17 protein-coding genes are annotated in these 16946 nt (G+C 73.1%); 8 read left to right on the top strand and 9 right to left on the bottom strand.

Annotation, left to right across the window (positions count from 1 at the left end; all coding sequences use genetic code 11):
* Both D9V37_RS06770 and D9V37_RS06765 read right to left on the bottom strand, forming a co-directional pair.
* Positions 1 to 1323 (bottom strand): serine hydroxymethyltransferase, encoded by a 1323-nt coding sequence (locus D9V37_RS06770; RefSeq protein WP_121805382.1) that lies wholly within the window; start codon positions 1321 to 1323, stop codon positions 1 to 3.
* A complete protein-coding gene (locus D9V37_RS06765) occupies positions 1323 to 1997 on the bottom strand; it encodes an LmeA family phospholipid-binding protein (RefSeq protein ID WP_158604397.1) in 675 nt (224 codons plus the stop codon). The genes D9V37_RS06770 and D9V37_RS06765 overlap by 1 nt, the downstream gene beginning before the upstream one ends.
* Positions 1998 to 2243: 246 nt before the next feature.
* Between D9V37_RS06765 and D9V37_RS06760 the strand changes: the two genes are divergently transcribed.
* Together D9V37_RS06760 and D9V37_RS06755 are read left to right on the top strand one after the other, a co-directional pair.
* Positions 2244 to 2912, top strand: coding sequence for a hypothetical protein (locus tag D9V37_RS06760; protein WP_121805380.1), 669 nt, complete (start codon positions 2244 to 2246; stop codon positions 2910 to 2912).
* 58 nt (positions 2913 to 2970) lie between these two features.
* The gene (locus D9V37_RS06755) at positions 2971 to 3555 is read left to right on the top strand and encodes a signal peptidase I (RefSeq protein ID WP_121805379.1); all 585 of its coding nucleotides are present in this window, start codon (positions 2971 to 2973) and stop codon (positions 3553 to 3555) included.
* Here the strand turns inward: D9V37_RS06755 and D9V37_RS06750 are convergent.
* The 3 genes from D9V37_RS06750 to D9V37_RS06740 are packed head-to-tail and all read right to left on the bottom strand — an operon-like array spanning position 3552 to position 6547.
* On the bottom strand, positions 3552 to 4229 hold the full coding sequence (locus D9V37_RS06750) for an LmeA family phospholipid-binding protein (protein WP_158604396.1): 678 nt from the start codon (positions 4227 to 4229) through the stop codon (positions 3552 to 3554). The genes D9V37_RS06755 and D9V37_RS06750 overlap by 4 nt on opposite strands.
* Positions 4230 to 4275: 46 nt before the next feature.
* Entirely contained in the window at positions 4276 to 5445 is a 1170-nt protein-coding gene (locus tag D9V37_RS06745) for a fatty acid desaturase family protein (protein ID WP_121805377.1), read from the bottom strand.
* Between the two features lie 10 nt (positions 5446 to 5455).
* Positions 5456 to 6547 (bottom strand): ferredoxin reductase, encoded by a 1092-nt coding sequence (locus D9V37_RS06740; protein WP_121805376.1) that lies wholly within the window; start codon positions 6545 to 6547, stop codon positions 5456 to 5458.
* 89 nt (positions 6548 to 6636) lie between these two features.
* On the opposite strand from D9V37_RS06740, the gene D9V37_RS06735 reads away from it, so the two are divergent.
* Positions 6637 to 7767 carry a PucR family transcriptional regulator gene (locus tag D9V37_RS06735; protein WP_232524791.1) on the top strand — a complete coding sequence of 377 codons (1131 nt, stop codon included), beginning with the start codon at positions 6637 to 6639 and terminating at the stop codon, positions 7765 to 7767.
* Between the two features lie 31 nt (positions 7768 to 7798).
* Positions 7799 to 8671, top strand: coding sequence for a DegV family protein (locus D9V37_RS06730; RefSeq protein WP_121805375.1), 873 nt, complete (start codon positions 7799 to 7801; stop codon positions 8669 to 8671).
* Between the two features lie 203 nt (positions 8672 to 8874).
* On the opposite strand, the gene D9V37_RS06725 is transcribed toward D9V37_RS06730, so the two are convergent.
* Positions 8875 to 9519 carry an SDR family oxidoreductase gene (locus D9V37_RS06725; RefSeq protein WP_121805374.1) on the bottom strand — a complete coding sequence of 215 codons (645 nt, stop codon included), beginning with the start codon at positions 9517 to 9519 and terminating at the stop codon, positions 8875 to 8877.
* A gap of 100 nt (positions 9520 to 9619) precedes the next feature.
* On the opposite strand from D9V37_RS06725, the gene D9V37_RS20405 reads away from it, so the two are divergent.
* The 3 genes from D9V37_RS20405 to holA are packed head-to-tail and all read left to right on the top strand — an operon-like array spanning position 9620 to position 14051.
* Positions 9620 to 10630, top strand: a complete 1011-nt coding sequence (locus D9V37_RS20405; protein WP_198412424.1) for a ComEA family DNA-binding protein — start codon at positions 9620 to 9622, stop codon at positions 10628 to 10630.
* On the top strand, positions 10627 to 12987 hold the full coding sequence (locus D9V37_RS06715; protein WP_121805373.1) for a ComEC/Rec2 family competence protein: 2361 nt from the start codon (positions 10627 to 10629) through the stop codon (positions 12985 to 12987). Before D9V37_RS20405 ends, D9V37_RS06715 begins: the two co-directional genes overlap by 4 nt.
* A 53-nt stretch (positions 12988 to 13040) precedes the next feature.
* Positions 13041 to 14051 carry a DNA polymerase III subunit delta gene (gene holA, locus D9V37_RS06710; RefSeq protein ID WP_232524790.1) on the top strand — a complete coding sequence of 337 codons (1011 nt, stop codon included), beginning with the start codon at positions 13041 to 13043 and terminating at the stop codon, positions 14049 to 14051.
* Between the two features lie 109 nt (positions 14052 to 14160).
* Here holA and rpsT read toward each other — a convergent pair whose 3' ends face one another.
* From rpsT to D9V37_RS06695, 3 genes are all read right to left on the bottom strand, one after another.
* On the bottom strand, positions 14161 to 14421 hold the full coding sequence (gene rpsT, locus D9V37_RS06705) for a 30S ribosomal protein S20 (RefSeq protein WP_121805372.1): 261 nt from the start codon (positions 14419 to 14421) through the stop codon (positions 14161 to 14163).
* A 120-nt stretch (positions 14422 to 14541) separates the two neighbouring features.
* Positions 14542 to 15462: a fructose bisphosphate aldolase gene (locus D9V37_RS06700; protein WP_269778369.1), complete on the bottom strand. Its 921-nt coding sequence runs from the start codon at positions 15460 to 15462 to the stop codon at positions 14542 to 14544.
* A gap of 23 nt (positions 15463 to 15485) precedes the next feature.
* A complete protein-coding gene (locus D9V37_RS06695) occupies positions 15486 to 16430 on the bottom strand; it encodes a phosphotransferase family protein (protein ID WP_147455880.1) in 945 nt (314 codons plus the stop codon).
* Positions 16431 to 16474: 44 nt separating this feature from the next.
* On the opposite strand from D9V37_RS06695, the gene D9V37_RS06690 reads away from it, so the two are divergent.
* The gene (locus D9V37_RS06690; RefSeq protein WP_121805370.1) at positions 16475 to 16939 is read left to right on the top strand and encodes a GNAT family N-acetyltransferase; all 465 of its coding nucleotides are present in this window, start codon (positions 16475 to 16477) and stop codon (positions 16937 to 16939) included.
* The last annotated feature ends 7 nt before the right edge of the window (positions 16940 to 16946 follow it).

Raw genomic sequence — 16946 nt, 5'->3', positions numbered from 1 at the left:
TCAGACCGTGAAGTGCACGCCTGAGAACCCGCTGCGCCAGGCGGTGACCTCCGGCGCGACGGACTCCGGGTCGTCGCCGAGTCCGCGGGCGATGAAGCCGGCCAGCGTGGGCATGTCGTCGGGGCCCATGCCCAGGCGCGTGATCTCCGGGGTGCCCAGGCGCAGGCCGGCCAGGTCTCCATTCACCAGCAGGTCCGCCGCCACCGGGAGGCCGATGCCGCAAGCCAGCAGGTTGGCCCGGCGCAGGCGTCGGGCCGCAGTCTGCCCCCCGCCGTAGCGGGCGGCGAGCACCGCGAGCTGGTGCGACCGGGTGGCGCCGCGCGCGGCGGCGAAGAGGGGCACGCCGAGCTCGGTCAGAGCCGCGGCGAGGGCCGCGGCGTTGGCCACCATGGCCGCGGCGTACGCCCGGCCGTGGGCGCGCCAGTCGAGCATCGTCACCGCCAGGGCGGCCACCCGGCCGGCGTCGAAGTTGGCGGTGAGACCGGGGTAGGCGATCTGGTCGATCCGCTCGGCCAGGTCGGGATCGTCGGTCACGACCAGTCCGCCGGCGGGGCCGCCGAGGCTCTTGTAGGTGCTCATGGTCATCAGGTCGGCACCCTCGCGCAGCGGGTGCGGCCAGCTGCCGCCGGCCACCATCCCGCACAGGTGGGCGGCGTCGAAGAGCACCCGGGCGCCCACCTCGTCGGCCACCTGGCGCACCTCGGCCACCGGGTGCGGGAAAAGGTTGAGGCTGCCACCGACGGTGATCAGCGCCGGCTGCACGCGGTGCACGAGCTCGCGCAGCGCCTCGACGTCGACGGTGTAACCGTCGGCCGACACCGGCGCCGGCACCACCTCGAGGCCGTAGAGCCCCGCGGCGCCGGCGGTGTGGTGGGTGACGTGACCGCCGATCGTCGCCGGCGGCGCGACGATGGTGTCGCCGGGCCGGCAGGTGGCCAGGAACGCGTACAGGTTGGCGATCGCGCCCGAGGGCACCCGGACCTCGGCGAATCCGGCATCGAACACCTCGGCCACCAGCGCGGCCGCGACCGACTCGATCTCCTCGATCGCCTCCAGCCCGGTCTCGTACTTCTCCCCGGGGTAGCCCAGCGACGCCCGCGTGCCCAGCCCGGCGGAGAGCATCGCCTCGGCGCGCGGGTTCATCACGTTCGTGGCCGGGTTGAGGTTAAGGCACTCGACGTCGTGGATGCGGTGGTTCTCCTCGACCAGGCCGTCGAGCAGCGCCAGCACGTCGGCGTCCTCGGCACCGGCGACCCTCGACGCTGTCGCGCCGACCTTGGTCTCGACGTCCGCCGGCACCCAGGACCGCGGCGAGAGGCGCATCAGCCGAGACGCAGGTCGTGGCCGGTGACCCGGAAGACCATGCCCTCGGGGAGCATCGTCACCTTCGTCGGGTGGACGCCGAACGGGAACCGGCCCAGCTCGAAGCGACCGGAGAAGATCTGCTCCAGGGTCTTCAGGTCCGCGGACGGGAGGCCCTTCTGGTCGGTGGTCGTCACCTGATGGAAGACCAGGGCGCCGTCGCTGACCTCGGGCCGGGCCGAGACCGAGGGCCGGTAGGTGCGACCGTCGACCGTCGTCTTCGAGGTGACGCTGATCCGGTCGGCGCCGGCGAACACCACCCGCTTGCCGAGCCCCTTGCTCAGGCTTCGGTAGCCGATCCGGGCCGTGCCCGTCGCGCGCTCGACCGTGGCGTCGGCGAACCCGCCGTGCGTGTGGACGCCGTACAGCGAGAGGCGCATGGGGTGCACGTCGAGGTCCGCGTCGCCGCTGGTGCGGGCGGGGTCGGCCTGCACCGTGATGTAGCGGTAGCTGCCGCGGATGCCCTGCAGCACGAACGGCCAGCCGTTGATGTGCACGTACGGGCTGGCGGGCAGGTGCTGGCTGGCGACGAAGGCGTCGGCCGCCTTGTGGTTCTGCACGGATGCAGCGGCGACGTCGGCCACGAGCAGCACGATGACGACGATGATCGTGACCACGATCGACTTCCTCGACACCGGATCAGCGTGCCAGATCCACTGCCTCGCTTCGCTCACGCCACCCGAGGTGGGTTGCCGTGAGACGGTCGTCTCCTTGCGGGTTCAGGAAATCCCCAGCAAGAACCGGGCCGCGAACCGGACGAGTGGGACGACATTCGGGGCGGATCGGACTCCTTCTGAGGTTTCGCTGAGGTTTCGATCGTGTGACGTGACAGTCCTCACGTGTCGGCACGGGGTCGGCCACGCAACAGGGGAGATTTCCTAGTGAACAAGTCCAGGACCGCCCGGCTCGCCGGGTTCATCGGAGCGCTCGGCTGCTCCGCAGCGCTCGTGGGTGCGGCCGTGCACACCACCGGTGCGTACTTCACCGACAGCAAGGACGGGTCGATCAACACCAGCACGGGCAGTGTGAAGGTCTCATCGCCCAGTGGCACCACCCTGAACTTCAGCGATCTCCTGCCCGGCGACTACAAGACGCAGACCGTCAGCTTCCGCAACGACGGCACTGCCCCGGAGGACATCTGGATGGTCATGCCCGCGGGGTCGGCGCTGACCGGGGACCAGAGCTCGAACGCTCTGGGTCGCTACGGCCACTTCAAGCTCACGAGCGAGGGTGGCGCGCACTTCGTGTCGAACAACCTCCGTAGCTACGACGACACCGGCCGTGTCGACTGCAAGGTCGACAGCAGGGGCTGGGGAGGCAGCAACGAGGAGGCGACGAGCGCCTCGCAACCGCCGATCGCCGAGTGCGGCGCACCGCACGCCATCCTGCTCTACAGCGCACTGCCGTCCGGGTCGACCAAGACCGCGACCGTGGAGTTCGGGTTCACGAAGCTGCTGACCGGCCCCCAGGGCGCGCCCAGCACGAGGCTGGCGACCTACAAGATCGTGGCGACCCAGCACGGCGTCCGACCCGACGACGTCAACAACTGAGCCACTCCGTCGGCCGGGCTCGGGCCCGGCCGACGGGTCACCGCGGAGGGGGGACGACATGGTGCTGACCGGCAGCGCGCTCTGGGCGAGACGGGCCGTCCAGGTGCTGATGGTGTTCGGCCTGGGCTTCGTGCTCACCTACGCCGGTCTGGGCTGGCACGCGGGCTACCGGCCCTACATCGTGCATACCGGCTCGATGACGCCGACCTACCGCAGCGGCGACCTGGTGCTCATCAAGCGTCACGAGGCCTACGCCGTGGGCAGCGTCATCACCTTCAGCCACGGCGAGGGCGACGACGACCTGGTCACCCACCGCATCGTCAAGGTCACCGCGGCCGGCATCTCCACCAAGGGCGACGCCAACGCGACGGACGACGCCTGGACGATCGCGCCGGACCAGGTGCGAGGCGTCGCGGTGGGCAGTCTGCCCGCGATGGGCTACGTCGCACGCTTCCTGCAGGTGCCCGCGGGCATCGGTGCCCTGCTGACCAGCGTGCTGTCGGCCCTGCTGCTGTGGGGGCTGTTCTTCCCCGCGCCCGCACCGGTTCGCGCACCGCGGGCCCGGGCTCGCAGACCCAGGATCCCGCGCCAGCGGTCCCGCTCGAACGCGCTGGAGGACCTGCTGCGGCCGGTGCGCTCCTAGGACGAGCCGGTGTAACGCAGCCCGGTGCCCGAGAGCGTCAGCGTGATCCCGGCGTCGGAGACCGCCAGTCGCTTCACCCGGACGTCGAAGGGCAGTCCGGAGAGGTCCAGTCGCTTGCCGAAGGCCTGCCGCAGCACGGCCTGCACGGCGGCGGGCAGCTCGCCGACGCCGTTGATGGTGGCGTCGGCGAAGGTGAGCACCTCGCCGCTCAGGCGCGGCGTCACGGTGGCCGACGGCTTCAGCGTCGCGCCGCCGACGGTGAAGGTCTTGGTGACCCGGATGCGTCCGTCGCCGGCGTAGCCCAGAGTGACGCCGAGCGCCGCACCGAGGTCGGTGTAGGAGATCACGGCGGTGGCGCGACCGGCCCGTGCGGTGAAGGTGCGGAAGTCGCGGCTCGCGGTGACGTCGCGGAAGCTCAGGTCGAGCCGGCTCAGCTTTAGCCCGGTCTCGGCGACCGGCACCTCGCTGGCCGTGGCGGTCACGTGCGCGTAGCGACCGGAGGCGAACTGGGTCAGGAACGGGAAGCCCCGGATGTCGACCGTCGGGTCGCTCGTCAGCTGCTGCGTGGTCCTGATCCGGCTCGCCACGACGTGGTCGGCGGCGAAGACCGCCACCCGGTCGGCCGCGGCGACCAGCACCAGCAGGACGACGACCGCGACGAGGAGCTTGCGCACCCGCCGATCCTGGCAGGTCCGACCCAGCCGCCCGGCTCGACGGTGGCTACGCGGCCGGGCGGCGCCGCAGCTCGCGGCGGCCCCGCTTGGTGGCCAGCAGCGTCACCGACGACGCCGGGGCCTCCATGAAGCCGTTGGGCAGCGAGAGCCGGAACACCTTGTGCCACGCGCTGGCGACCTGGGCGACCAGGGGAGCGGAGTGGTAGCGCAGGCCGTACTCGTCGAAGAGGGCCCTCACCTGCGGGGCGATCTCGGCGTACCGGTTGCTGGGCAGGTCGGGGAACAGGTGGTGCTCGACCTGGTGGGACAGGTTGCCGGTCATGAAGTGCATCGCCTGGGAGCCGGAGATGTTGGCCGAGCCGAGCATCTGGCGCAGGTACCACTCGCCGCGGGTCTCGCCGTCGATCGAGGTCTTCTCGAAGGTCTCGACGCCCTCGGGGAAGTGACCGCACATGATGACCGAGTGCGTCCACAGGTTGCGCACCAGGTTGGCGGTGAAGTTGGCGCTCAGCGTGGTCAGCGCCGAGGGACCCGAGAGCAGCGGGTGCAGCACGTAGTCCTTGGTCATCTGGTTGCGGATCTTCTTCAGCGTCACCTTGGCGCGCGCCTTGAAGTCGGGGCTGCTGCGACGCTTCTTGCTGGCCAGGTTCTTGCCCAGCTCGAGGTCGTAGGCCGCGATGCCGTACTCGAAGAAGCAGGCGTTGATGAAGTTCCACAGCGGCTGCGCCAGGTACATCGGGTGCCAGCGCTGCTCCTCGTCGACGCGCATGATGCCGTAGCCGAGGTCGTTGTCCTTGCCCACGACGTTCGTGTAGGTGTGGTGCAGCTCATTGTGGGAGTGCTTCCACTGGTCGGCCGGCGAGGCGTTGTCCCACTCCCAGGTGGTGGAGTGGATCTTGGGGTCGCGCATCCAGTCCCACTGGCCGTGCATGACGTTGTGGCCGATCTCCATGTTCTCGATGATCTTGGCGATCGCCAGGCCGGTGGTGCCGACCACCCACGCCGGCGGCAGGATCGAGAAGAGCAGCACGGCGCGCGAGCCGAGCTCGAGCTTGCGCTGGGCGTCGATGACGCGGCGGATGTAGGCGGCGTCGCGCTCGCCGCGGGTGTCGAGCACCGACTGCCGGATCTCGTCGAGCCGGCGGCCGATCTCCTCGACGTCCTCGGGGGAGAGGTGGGCGGCGGGGTTGGCGGCCTTCTTCTGGATCGTGGTCATGCGTCGTCTCCTAGATCTCGAGCTCGCAGGGACCGGCGGCGGCGTTGATGCAGGTCTGCACCACGACGCCGTCGCCGGGTTCGGCGGTGGTGACCTCCCCGTTGCGGAGGTCGCGGACCGAGCCCTGCCGCAGCGGCAGGACACAGCCGAAGCAGACGCCCATCCGGCATCCGCTGGGCATGAGGACGCCGGCGGCCTCGCCGGCGTCGAGCAGGGCGGTGGCGCCGTCGGCCTCGACGACGGTGCCGGTGCGGGCGTAGGTGACCGTGCCGCCCTCGCCCACGACGCGGGTGGTGGGCCGGAACTGCTCGGTGAACAGCTCCAAGCCGCGGCCGGAATGGTGCGCCTCGAGGGCGTCGAGCAGCCCGGCGGGCCCGCAGGCGAAGGTGGTACGCGCGTCGAGGTCGGGCACGAGGCGGCTCAGGTCCTCGACGTCGAGCACGCCGTGCACGTCGTCGTAGCGGGCGATCAGGTCGATGGCCCCGGCGGCGGCGAGGGCGCGCAGGTCGGCGGCGAAGATCGAGTGCGGCTCGCCCGGCGCGACGTGGAGCACGGTGATGTCGAAGGCGTCGCTGCGGGGGAGCCGAACGACGCCGTCGTCGGTGACCGGGAACAGGTTGCGCAGCATGCCGATGACCGGGGTGATGCCCGACCCGGCGGTGACGAAGAGCAGCTTGCCGCCCTCGGGGGGCAGCACGAAGTCGCCGGTGGCCTGCTCCAGGTGCACCAGGCTGCCCACCGGCATCCCGTGGACCAGGTGGTGGCTGACCTTGCCGTCGGCGACCGCCTTGACGGTGATCGAGATCCGGCCGTCGGCGCGCGGGCCGTGGGTGAGCGAGTAGGCCCGCCACAGCCGTACGCCGTCGACGTCGATGCCCAGGCGCACGTACTGGCCGGGCACGTGGCCGGCCCAGTCCGCGCCGGGGCGGATGACGATGGTGGCGGCGTCGGCCGTCTCGGGCTGGACGTGCTCGATGCGTCCGCGCAGCGGCGCGCCGGAGCGCAGGGGGTGGAAGAGGTCGAGGTAGTCGGCGGGCAGCAGCGGCGTGGTGACCGCCTCGGCGACCCGGGTGACCCGGTCGCGGACCCGCATCCTTGCCATGACTCCATCGTGACCGCTGCCGGAGGTAAACTCATCATCATGAACGGTGAACTCGACCCGGTTTCTTGTTCGCAGTGAACAAGTCAGAGGTGGCGTTGCAACCGCTGGTGGCCGAGGCCATGCGGGGTGACCTGCGGCGCACCGGAACCGAGGTGGTGGCGGCCATCGTCGCCGAGGTGCCCGACTACCGCGACGCGTTCGCCGGCCCGATGGGCGCGACCATCGAGCAGGCCGTCGCCCTCGCCCTCGACGGCTTCCTCGAGCTGGCCGGCCGCGGGATCGAGCCCGAGGGCCAGCAGGCCATCGAGACCGTGGTCGAGGGGGCCTACCGGCTGGGCCAGGGCGAGGTGCGCTCGGGCCGGTCGATGGAGGCGCTGCTCGCCGCCTACCGGGTGGGCGCGAGGGTGGCGTGGCGTTCGCTGGCGGGGCGCGGTGTCGCGGCCGGGCTGCCCGCCGAGCAGGTCGCCGCCTTCGCCGAGCTGGTCTTCGCCTACATCGACCAGCTGTCGGCCGCCAGCGCCGCCGGTCACGCCGACGAGCTCGAGAACTCGGGCCGGGTGCGCCAGCGGCTGCTCGAGCGGCTGGCGCGCCAGCTCCTGGCCGGCAGCCCCGAGGCCACCGTCGAGGTGGCCGCCCGACGGGCCGAGTGGTCGCTGCCCACCACGCTGACCGCCGTGGTGCTGCCGACGTCGCAGGTGCGCGGTGTGCTGCCCGCGCTGAGCTCGGCGACGCTGGTAGCGGTGGAGGACCTGCCCGGCGTCGACGACCCCGAGGCTGCTGTGCTGGTCGTGCCCGACGTCCACCGGGCCGTGCTGCTGCGCGCCCTGGAGGGGCGCCGCGCGGTCGTGGGCCCGACGGTGGGGTGGCGCGAGGTGAGCGGCTCCTACCAGCGCGCGCTGCGCGCCCGCGCGCTCGAGGTGGTCGGCGACACCGACGCCGAGCTGCCGCGCCTGGTGCTCGCCGCCGATCGTCAGGCCCTGGCCGACCTGCGCGCCCGCGCGCTGGCCCCGCTGGCCGAGGTGCGCGAGAGCACGGCGGACAAGCTCGGCGAGACGCTGCGCGCCTGGCTGCTGTGCCGCGGCCGTCGCGAGCAGGTGGCCGAGCTGCTGCACGTGCACCCGCAGACAGTGCGCTACCGCGTCGGCCGGCTGCGCGAGCTCTTCGGCGACGACCTCGACGACCCCGAACGGGTGCTGGAGCTGGTGCTGGCGCTGGGGTGAGGCCGGTTGCCGCGGTCGGTAGGTTGCCGACATGCCCGTTGCCCTCGTCACGGACTCGACGGCGTCGCTGCCCGAGGGTTTCGCCGACGAGCACGGCGTGGTCGTGGTGCCGCTGCAGGTGGTCATCGGCACCACCTCCTTCGACGAGGGCTCCGAAGAGGCCTCGCCGGCCGTCGTCGCCAAGGCGCTGCGCGAGAAGGTGCCGGTCAGCACCTCACGCCCCACGCCGCGCGTGATGCGCGCGGTCTACGAGCAGGCCGCGGCGTCGGGGGCGACGGCCGTGGTGTCGGTCCACCTCTCCGCCGACCTCAGCGGCACCTTCGAGTCCGCCCAGCTGGCGGCCCAGGAGGCGTCGCTCCCGGTGGAGGTGGTCGACTCCCGCCAGGTCGGCCCGAGCCTGGGCTTCGCCGTGATGACCGCCGCGGCCCGGGTCGCCGACGGCGGCGCCCCCGCCGACGTCGCCGAGGCCGCCCGCTCGCGCGCGCTGGCCACGACCTCGCTGTTCTACGTCGACACCTTGGAGTACCTGCGCCGCGGCGGCCGCATCGGCGCCGCCCGCGCCATGCTGGGCTCGGCGCTCGCGGTCAAGCCGATCCTCGCCCTGCAGGACGGCCGGGTCGGCCCCCTCGAGCGCGTCCGCACCTCCGGGCGGGCCCTGGCCCGGCTCGAGGACCTCGCGGTCGAGGCCGGCACCCGTGGAACCGGGGGGACTGGCGGCACCGTGGATGTCGCCGTCTCGCACCTGGCCGCCGCCGAGCGCGCCGAGCACCTCGCGGCGTCCCTCGCGACCCGCCTGGAGGGCGCGCTCGAGGGCCGGCCGGTGCACGTCAGCGAGCTGGGCGGGGTCCTCGGCGCCCACGTGGGGCCGGGGTTCGTCGCGGTCTCCGTCGCGCCGGTGGTGTAGGTCCGCCTCGCGTGCCAAAGTCGCGCACTTGCGAAGTTTTGTGCCGGACATATCGGTCATCCGGCCGGTGAACCCACGCAAGTGTGGAGTTTTGGCGGTCGGGTGCGGGTCCGCCGAATCTGCGCCAACTGCACACCCGGCACCCGGCACGCGGTCCGACGCCGATTCGGCGCGCCGACGTCGCACGTGTGCAGTTGGCGCACCTACACCCGCCGCAGCGCCTCGTCGATCTCCTGCTCGCCGTTGAGGAGGTCGAAGGTCTTGCCGACCGTCGACACCCGGTCCAGGCAGTGCACCAGCACCGCCGCCACGTCCTCGCGGGTCACCTCGCCTCGATCCAGCGAGCCGACCTGCACCAGCCCGGTGCCGGGCTCGTCGGTCAGTCTTCCTGGCCGCACGATCGTCCAATCCAGGTCGCGGCGACGCAGGTCGTCGTCGGCGGCCTGCTTGGCGCGCAGGTAGACCTGGAAGACATCCTCGCTGTCGGGGTCGGCGTTCTCGGTGCCCATGGCCGAGACCATCAGGTAGCGCCGCACTCCTGCCTGTTCGGCGGCGTCGGCGAGCATGATCGCGGCGCCCTTGTCGACGGTCTCCTTGCGGGCGGCGTTGCCGTCGGCGCCACCGCCGGCGGCGAACACGACGGCGCCGGCGCCCTCGACGATGCCGGCCAGGGTCGCTACGTCGGTGGCCTCCAGGTCGACGACGACGGCCTCGGCCCCGTTGTCCTCCAGGTCGGGGACCTGCTCGGCCCTGCGGACCATGCCGACCGCCTGGTGCCCGGCGGCCTGCAGCTCGCGCTCGAGGTGCTGGGCGATCTGGCCGTGTCCACCGGCGATGACGACGCGCATGAAGGTCCTTTCGTGTCCACAGACGAGGGTCGCCGGTGGTTGTCCACAGGCTACGAACTGACCCTGTCGCTCACCGCACCGCCTTCCTAGGTTCGATCGCATGCGCAGGAGAGAACGAGACGAGGCCGCCGTCGCCGCCCGACGCCGGCTCCAGCTGCTCGAGGCCGAGCTCGCCGGACTGCGGGGGAGCCGGGCGAAGGAGACCACGCCCTTCTTCGAGGAGCCCGAGCCGGTCTCGGCCGGCCCACCGGCCGGGCTCGACGCGCACCGCGACGTGCTCTACGCCCCGCACGGTCGTCCGCTCCCGCAGTCCCCGGCGCCGGTGCGGGCCCCGGGGCGTCACGCCGTGCCACGCCGCGGCACGAGCGACGGCTCGGCCGAGGTGGTGCCCGACTGGGTGCCGGACTGGGTGGGGGAGCGGGTCCCCTCGGCCTGGCGCGGTCGCGTCTCGCTGCAGGGACACCACCTCACGCTGCTCGCGGCGGTGCTGGCCGTGGTGCTCCTCCTCACCGGCTGGATGACGCTGCACCGGGGGCACGGCGAGACCGTCCCGGCCGCCCGGTTCGCCTCCGGCACGGCCACTACCACCGGGTCGGGCGCGGCCGCCTCGAGTGCTGCGTCACCGGCCAGCCCCGTCGCCTCGGGAGGCGCTGGTGCTCCGACCAGCGCGGGCGGCTCGGCGGGCACCGTGGTGGTCGACGTCGCCGGCAAGGTGCGTCGGCCGGGGGTCGTCACGCTGCCCACCGGCTCGCGCGTGCAGGACGCCATCAGCCGCGCGGGCGGCCTGCGGGTGGGCGTGGCCGCCGGCTCGCTCAACCTGGCGCGGGTGCTGGTCGACGGCGAGCAGATCCTCGTCGGCGTGCCGGGGGCCGCCGGGGCCGCGCCGTCGATGGCGAGCGCCACGACCGCGCCCGAGGGCGGTCTGGTCAACCTGAACTCCGCGACGCTCACCCAGCTGCAGGATCTGCCGGGAGTCGGTCCCGTCACCGCCCAGAAGATCATGGAGTACCGCACCGCGCACGGCGCCTTCACCTCCGTCGACCAGCTGCTCGAGGTCGACGGCATCGGCGACAAGACGCTGGCCGACATCGCCCCGCACGCCACCTTGTGAGCACCGATGAGGTCCCACGGTCGTCTCGCAGCCGGGCGCGCCACGACCTGCGGGCGGTGGCGCTGGGGGTGGTCGCGTGGGCGGCGGCCCTCGCGACGCTGCGGCTACCGCACGCCACGGTGGCGAGCGGCTGGTTGCTGGGGGCGGGCGCCGCGACCTGGTTCGCGGTCCGCCGCGGCCCGCGGCCGGAGCACCTGGCCTGGCTGGGCGTGGCCCTGGTCGTCGGGCTGGTCACTGCCCTGCGCGCCGGGGCCGTCCACGGGGGGCCGGTCGACACCCTCGCCCAGGAGCGGGCGGTGGCCCAGGTGACGCTGCGGGTGACCAGCGACCCGGCCGCCCGGGACGGTCGGTTCGGCGGCTACGTGCTGCTGCGCGGATCGGTGCGGCAGCTGGTGGCTCGCGGTCGCAGCTGGCAGGGGCTGCGCGAGCCGGTGCTGGTGCTCGCACCGCGCAGCTGGGCCGGCACCAGGTGGGGGCAGACGCTGCGGTCCTCGGCGCGGCTGGGGATGGCCCGGGGGGACGACCTGGCCGCGTTGGTGACACCGCGCGGGCCGCCCGCGGTGGTCGCCGAGCCGGCGCCGTGGTGGCGGGTGGTCGACCGGGTCAGGCACGGCGTCCGCGATGCGACCGCTCCGGCGGGGCGGCAGCCCGGTGCGCTGGTGCCCGCGCTCGTCGACGGCGACGAGGCGGGCCTGTCCCAGCAGACCCGCACCGAGTTCCAGACCACGGGCATGACCCACCTGCTCGCGGTCTCGGGAACCAATCTCACGCTGGTCGTCGGAGCGTTGTTGCTGCTGGCGCGCTCCGCTCGGGTGCGGGCCCGAGGACTGGTCGTCGTGGGGGCGCTCGGTGTCGTCGGGTTCGTCATGCTGGCCCGCCCCGAGCCGTCGGTGCTGCGTGCGGCGGCGATGGGGTCGGTGGCCCTGCTCGGCATGGGCAGTGGCGGCACCACGCGGGCGGGCCGCACGCTCGGCGTCGCCGTGCTGGTGCTGATGCTGGTCGATCCGTGGCTGGCCCAGCAGGTCGGGTTCGCGCTGTCCGCGCTGGCCACGACGGGCATCGTCTACCTGGCGCCGGGCTGGCGTGAGGCGATGTGCCGATGGCTGCCCCGGTGGGCGGCGGAGGCGTTCACCGTGCCGCTGGCCGCCCAGCTGGTCTGCACGCCGGTGGTCGCGAGCCTCTCAGGACAGGTGAGCCTGGTGGCGGTGGTCGCGAACCTGCTCGCGGCGCCGGTGGTGGGGCCGGCGACGGTGCTCGGTCTTGCGGGCGGGGTGCTCTCGGCGCTGTGGGCGCCGCTGGGGGTGCCACTGGGGGTGCCGGCGGGCTGGTGCGCGTCGTGGCTACTCCTGGTGGCCCACCGCGGCGCGGCGCTGCCGACGGCGGCGGTGGGCTGGTCGGCCGACCCGGTGTCGCTGCTGGTGCTCAGCCTGGTGTGCGTCGCGCTGGCGCTGGCGATGCGCGGCCTGCTCGCCCGGCGCGTCGCGACGGTGGGCACGTGCGCGGTGGCGCTGGCGGCGATGGTGGTGCCGGGCGGCCTGCCCACGCCCGGTTGGCCACCGGGCGACTGGGTGATGGTCGCCTGCGACGTCGGTCAGGGTGACGGGCTGGTGCTGCGGGTCGCCGACGGTGTCGGGATCGTCGTCGACACCGGGCCCGACCCGCAGTTCATCGACAACTGCCTGCGCCGGCTCCACGTCAGCAGCGTGCCGCTGGTCGTGCTCACCCACTTCCACGCCGACCACGTCGGCGGCCTCACCGGAGTGCTGCGCGGTCGACGGGTGGGGCTGGTCGAGGTGACGACGTTCGACCAGCCCGCCGCCGAGTACGCCGACGTGGTCCGTGAGACCAGGGCCGCCGGCGTCGCCTCGCGCGTCGTGCAGGTGGGGGAGAAGGTGCACCTCGGCGCGCTGACCTGGCAGGTCCTGGCCCCGAGCGGTCCACCACCGGACGACTCCGACTCCCCACCCAACGACGCCAGCATCGCGATGCTGGTGAGGACCCGGGGCATCACCATCTTGCTGACCGGCGACCAGGAGCCCTGGTCGCAGGAGCGGCTGGCCCAGGTCGTCCCCGGACTGCGGGTCGACGTGCTCAAGGTCGCCCACCACGGCTCGGCGAAGCAGGACCCCGACCTGGTCCGCGCGCTGCGCCCGCGGCTGGCGGTCATCTCGGTCGGGGTCCGCAACGTCTACGGCCATCCCGCTCCCTCGACGCTGCGGCTGCTGGCTCAGGCCGGCGCGAGCGTCGCGCGCACCGACACCGAGGGCGACGTCGCGGTCACGGTCGACGGCGGGGGACGGCTCGGCACCGCCCACCGGATGCCGGCGGTCCGGCCGCCCCCGGGCGGGGTGGGGTGATCACCGCCGGCTGCGGGCGTCCGGTGTCGGCGCTGCGTGAGAGGGTCGTGGGCGTGGCGGACGACGGTGCGGCTGGGCTGGGCGGGGTGCTGCTGGTCTCGGGACCCGAGGAGTTCCTCGCCGAGCGGACCATCGGCCGGGTGCGGACCGCCGTGCGCGCGCTCGACGCCGAGGCCGAGTTCAGCGAGACCACCGCCGACCAGCTCAGCCTGGCCACGCTGGGAGAGCTGAGCGCCCCGTCGCTGTTCTCCAGCACCCGGTGCGTGGTGGTCCGGCGGCTCGAGGACCTGCCCGAGGAGTCGACGGGCGGCATCCTCGCCTACGCCGCGGCGCCGGCCGAGGACGTCGCCCTCGTGCTGGTGCACTCCGGTGGTCAGCGGGGCAGCGGACTGCTCACCAAGCTGCGCAAGGTCGACGGTGTCCGCGAGGAGCGCACCACCTCGCCCAAGCCCAGTGAGTACCCGCGCTTCGTCGTCTCGGAGCTGCGGGCGCTCAACGCACGCATCGAGCCCGACGCGGCGTCCGCGCTGGTGGCGGCCGTGGGGCAGGACCTGCGAGGCCTCGCCTCGGCCTGTCACCAGCTCGCCTCCGATGCCGCGGCGCTCGGCTCCGGCTCGGGTGGTCGCGGCACGGTCATCGGCTCCGACCTGGTCAAGCAGTACTTCGGGGGCCGGGCCGAGGCGCGCTCGTTCGACATCGCCGACCTCACGGTGGGCGGTCGACGCGCCGAGGCCCTGGCCGAGCTGCGGTGGGGTCTGTCCACCGGGCTCGCGCCGGTGCTGGTGACCAGTGCGGTCTCCAACAGCCTGCGGCAGCTGGTGAAGGTCGGCAGTGCCGCCTCCGGCACCCGCGACGCCGACCTGGCCCGCAGCGTCGGGATGCCGGACTGGAAGCTGAAGTCGGTGCGCGCCCAGCTACGGGAGTGGCACCCCGACGCCCTCGCCCTCGCGGTGCGAGCGGTCGCGGTGGCCGACGCCGACGTCAAGGGGCAGGCCGCCGACGCCTCCTACGCGCTCGAGCGGATGGTCATGACGGTGGCCGACCTGCGCGGCCGCACCGGCTGAGCCGGGCGCGGTCGGCCCTCACCGGGCCAGCTGGGCCAGCTGGGCCAGGGCATGAAGAAGCCCCGCCCAGGATCCTGACGGATCCCGACGGGGCTCGAGACGAGCAGCGTCAGACGCTGCTCGCGCGGCGGGCGATCGCCGACTTGCGGTTGGCCGCCTGGTTCTTGTGGATGACGCCCTTGCTGGCGGCCTTGTCCAGCGCACGACCGGCGGCGCCGGCCAGCTGCTGGGCCTCGGCGGCGTTGCCGGCGTCGGCGGCCTCGCGGAACTTGCGGATGGAGGTCTTCAGCGCCGACTTGACCGCCTTGTTGCGCTCGTGCGCGGCGTCGTTCTGCCGGATCCGCTTGATCTGGGACTTGATGTTCGCCACTGGGTGCGCCCTTTACGTTGCTGGTGGAGAGAGGAAAGTCGAGGGTCCGAGTCGCGCCGGACACAGCCGCCAACAATACCAACGCCGGCTCACGGGGCCCAAATCGCGTCGCGGGCGCGCTCAGGACTTCTCGGTCGAGGCGGCGTAGATCTGCTCGACGGCGGCCGCCAGGGCCGCGTCGAACTCCTCCTGGCCCATGTCGCGGCGCAGGTCGGAGATCAGGGCGCGGGAGAAGCTGGCGATCATGGCGTGGTCGTGGGCCAGTCGCTCGCAGGCCTCGTCGCGGGAGTAGCCGCCCGAGAGGGCCACGACGCGCATCACCCGGTCGTGCTCGACCAGCGGCCGGTAGAGGTCGGGGATGGTCGGGATGCTCAGCTTGAGCATCACCTGGCGCCCGGCGGGCAGCGCGTCCAGCCCGGCCCGCAGCTCGTCCAGCAGCATGCCCTCGGCCTCGGCCTTGTCGGGTGCGTCGATGGAGACCTCCGGCTCGAGGATGGGCACCAGGCCGTAGGTCGAGATGTGCTCGCCGATCTCCAGCTGCTGGCCGACCACCGCCGCGATGCCCGAGCGGGAGGCGTGCTGGACCACCGAGCGCATCTTCGTGCCGAAGACCCCGAGTCCCACCGCGCGGTCCAGGAGGTCGTCGAGGCCGGGCATCGGCTTCATCGTCTGCACGCCGTCGGCCTCCTCGGCCAGGCCCTGGTCGACCTTGACGATCGGGACGATGCCCCGCTCGCGCCACAGGTACGTCGGCGCCGGGGCTCCCTCGACCTCGCCGTCCATGGTCTGCTCGAAGAGGATCGTGGCCAGCACGCGCTCGCCGGTGAACGCCGGCGCGGTCATGATCCGTACGCGCATCTGGTGGATCAGCGCGAACATCTCCGCCTCGCTGCTCCAGGAGTCCTCCGGCACGCCGTACCCGGCCAGCGCCTTGGGCGTCGAGCCGCCGCTCTGGTCCAGCGCGGCGATGAACCCCGGCCGCTGCGACATCTGCTCCAACATCTGCTCCGACATCTGCTGCGCGATCTGCTCCGAGCTCATGGCCCCATCCTGCTCCCGCGACCTCACGACCAGCCCCGCCGCTCGCCGAGCCAGCCCCACAGCGCCGCCGCGTACCACCGGCCGTGGACGCGCAGGTACGGCGAGTTGCTCGGCGCCTTCTTCCGTGAGCTCTCCACCATGTAGCCGCACAGCGCGGCCAGCCACATGTCGATGTGCTCGGGGTCGACGTCGCGGGTGAGCCGCCGCTGGGCCAGCACGGCGTCGGCGTCCAGTCCGTCGCCCCACGCCGAGACCAGCAGGTCGACGCTGTCCTGCCACGGTGTGGCCAGCGTCGGCCAGTTCCAGTCCACGGCGACGTCGCCCGCGGGCTCGGCGGTCAGCAGGATGTTGTCGTCGCGCAGGTCGGTGTGGCAGAAGGCGTCCATCGGCAGCTCGACGTACGCCGCGGCCAGCTCGGCCGCCTCGTCTCGGTGGGGCCGGTCGGCGGCACGGAACCAGAACCGGTCGAACCCGCCGATCACGGCGGTGATCGGCTCCAGTCCCATCGCCGGCACCGGAGCGGTGGCCTCGGCGATCTGCTCGGCGACCTCGAGGGCGCGGTCGAGCTCCTCGCGCACCCACGGACGGGTGGGCGGGCGCCCGGCCACGACCCGCATGCCGACCGCGATCCAGAGGTCGTCCTCGTGCACCCACAGGAGCTCCGGCGCCGGCACCGAGGCCGGCAGCGCGGTGAGCTTGCGGGCCTCGTCGCGGTAGGAGTCCGCGGCGTAGGCCTGGGCGACCTTCGAGGCCGCCTTCACGAAGACCTGGCGGCCGTCCTCGCCGGTCAGCACCGAGGCGAACCCGGGCGTGAACCCCGCGTCGCGCGACTCGCCCGAGACCACGCGCGACCCGAGGCGTCGCTGGATCTCACCGCGCAGCTTGGGCGGCAGGAACTCCCACGTGAGCCGCCGTGCCGTCCGCCCGTGCGGCACCGGCTCGACGTCGTCCATCACGGCCCTGGTCACGAACCCGATCCTCGCAAACCCCGGTCGTCGAGGACACTGACCCGGTGCCCGAGCTGGTGACCCCGCACGTCCGCTACGCCGAGTCCTACCGCGCCGCCTACCGCGAGCTCGACCGCGAGCCGCCCACCGACGTCGCGGCCGAGGTGGCCAACCTGGTGGACGAGCAGTGGCGGCCCGAGCCGGGCAAGGTGCGCTGCACGCACCTGTGGTGGGTCGCGGGCGAGGAGTACCTGGGCCGGATCGGCGTCCGCCACGAGCTCGACGACTGGCTGGCCGAGCTCGGCGGTCACATCGGCTACGACGTCCGACCCTCCCGGCGCCGGCAGGGCCACGCCACCGCCATGCTCGCCGCCGCTCTGCCGACCGCCCACGCGCTGGGCATCGACCCGGCGCTCATCACCTGCGACACCGACAACGTCGCCTCGCGCCGCACCATCGAGGCCAACGGCGGCGTCTTCGAGGACGAGCGCGGCGGCAAGCTGCGCTACTGGGTGGCCACGGACCGCTGACCCGACG

Origin of the sequence: Nocardioides mangrovicus (assembly GCF_003674065.1) — a bacterium.
GTDB classification, from domain to species: domain Bacteria; phylum Actinomycetota; class Actinomycetes; order Propionibacteriales; family Nocardioidaceae; genus Marmoricola; species Marmoricola mangrovicus.
Note: the sequence above shows the minus strand (reverse complement) of the source record. Positions and strands in the feature narration are given on the sequence as shown.

Coding starts and splice junctions, on each gene's coding strand:
- D9V37_RS06770 (WP_121805382.1), bottom strand. CDS start 1,323: ATGCGCCTCTCGCCGCGGTCCTGGGTGCCGGCGGACGTCGAGACCAAG.
- D9V37_RS06755 (WP_121805379.1), top strand. CDS start 2,971: ATGGTGCTGACCGGCAGCGCGCTCTGGGCGAGACGGGCCGTCCAGGTG.
- D9V37_RS06745 (WP_121805377.1), bottom strand. CDS start 5,445: ATGACCACGATCCAGAAGAAGGCCGCCAACCCCGCCGCCCACCTCTCC.
- D9V37_RS06740 (WP_121805376.1), bottom strand. CDS start 6,547: ATGGCAAGGATGCGGGTCCGCGACCGGGTCACCCGGGTCGCCGAGGCG.
- D9V37_RS06730 (WP_121805375.1), top strand. CDS start 7,799: ATGCCCGTTGCCCTCGTCACGGACTCGACGGCGTCGCTGCCCGAGGGT.
- D9V37_RS06725 (WP_121805374.1), bottom strand. CDS start 9,519: ATGCGCGTCGTCATCGCCGGTGGACACGGCCAGATCGCCCAGCACCTC.
- D9V37_RS20405 (WP_198412424.1), top strand. CDS start 9,620: ATGCGCAGGAGAGAACGAGACGAGGCCGCCGTCGCCGCCCGACGCCGG.
- D9V37_RS06700 (WP_269778369.1), bottom strand. CDS start 15,462: ATGAGCTCGGAGCAGATCGCGCAGCAGATGTCGGAGCAGATGTTGGAG.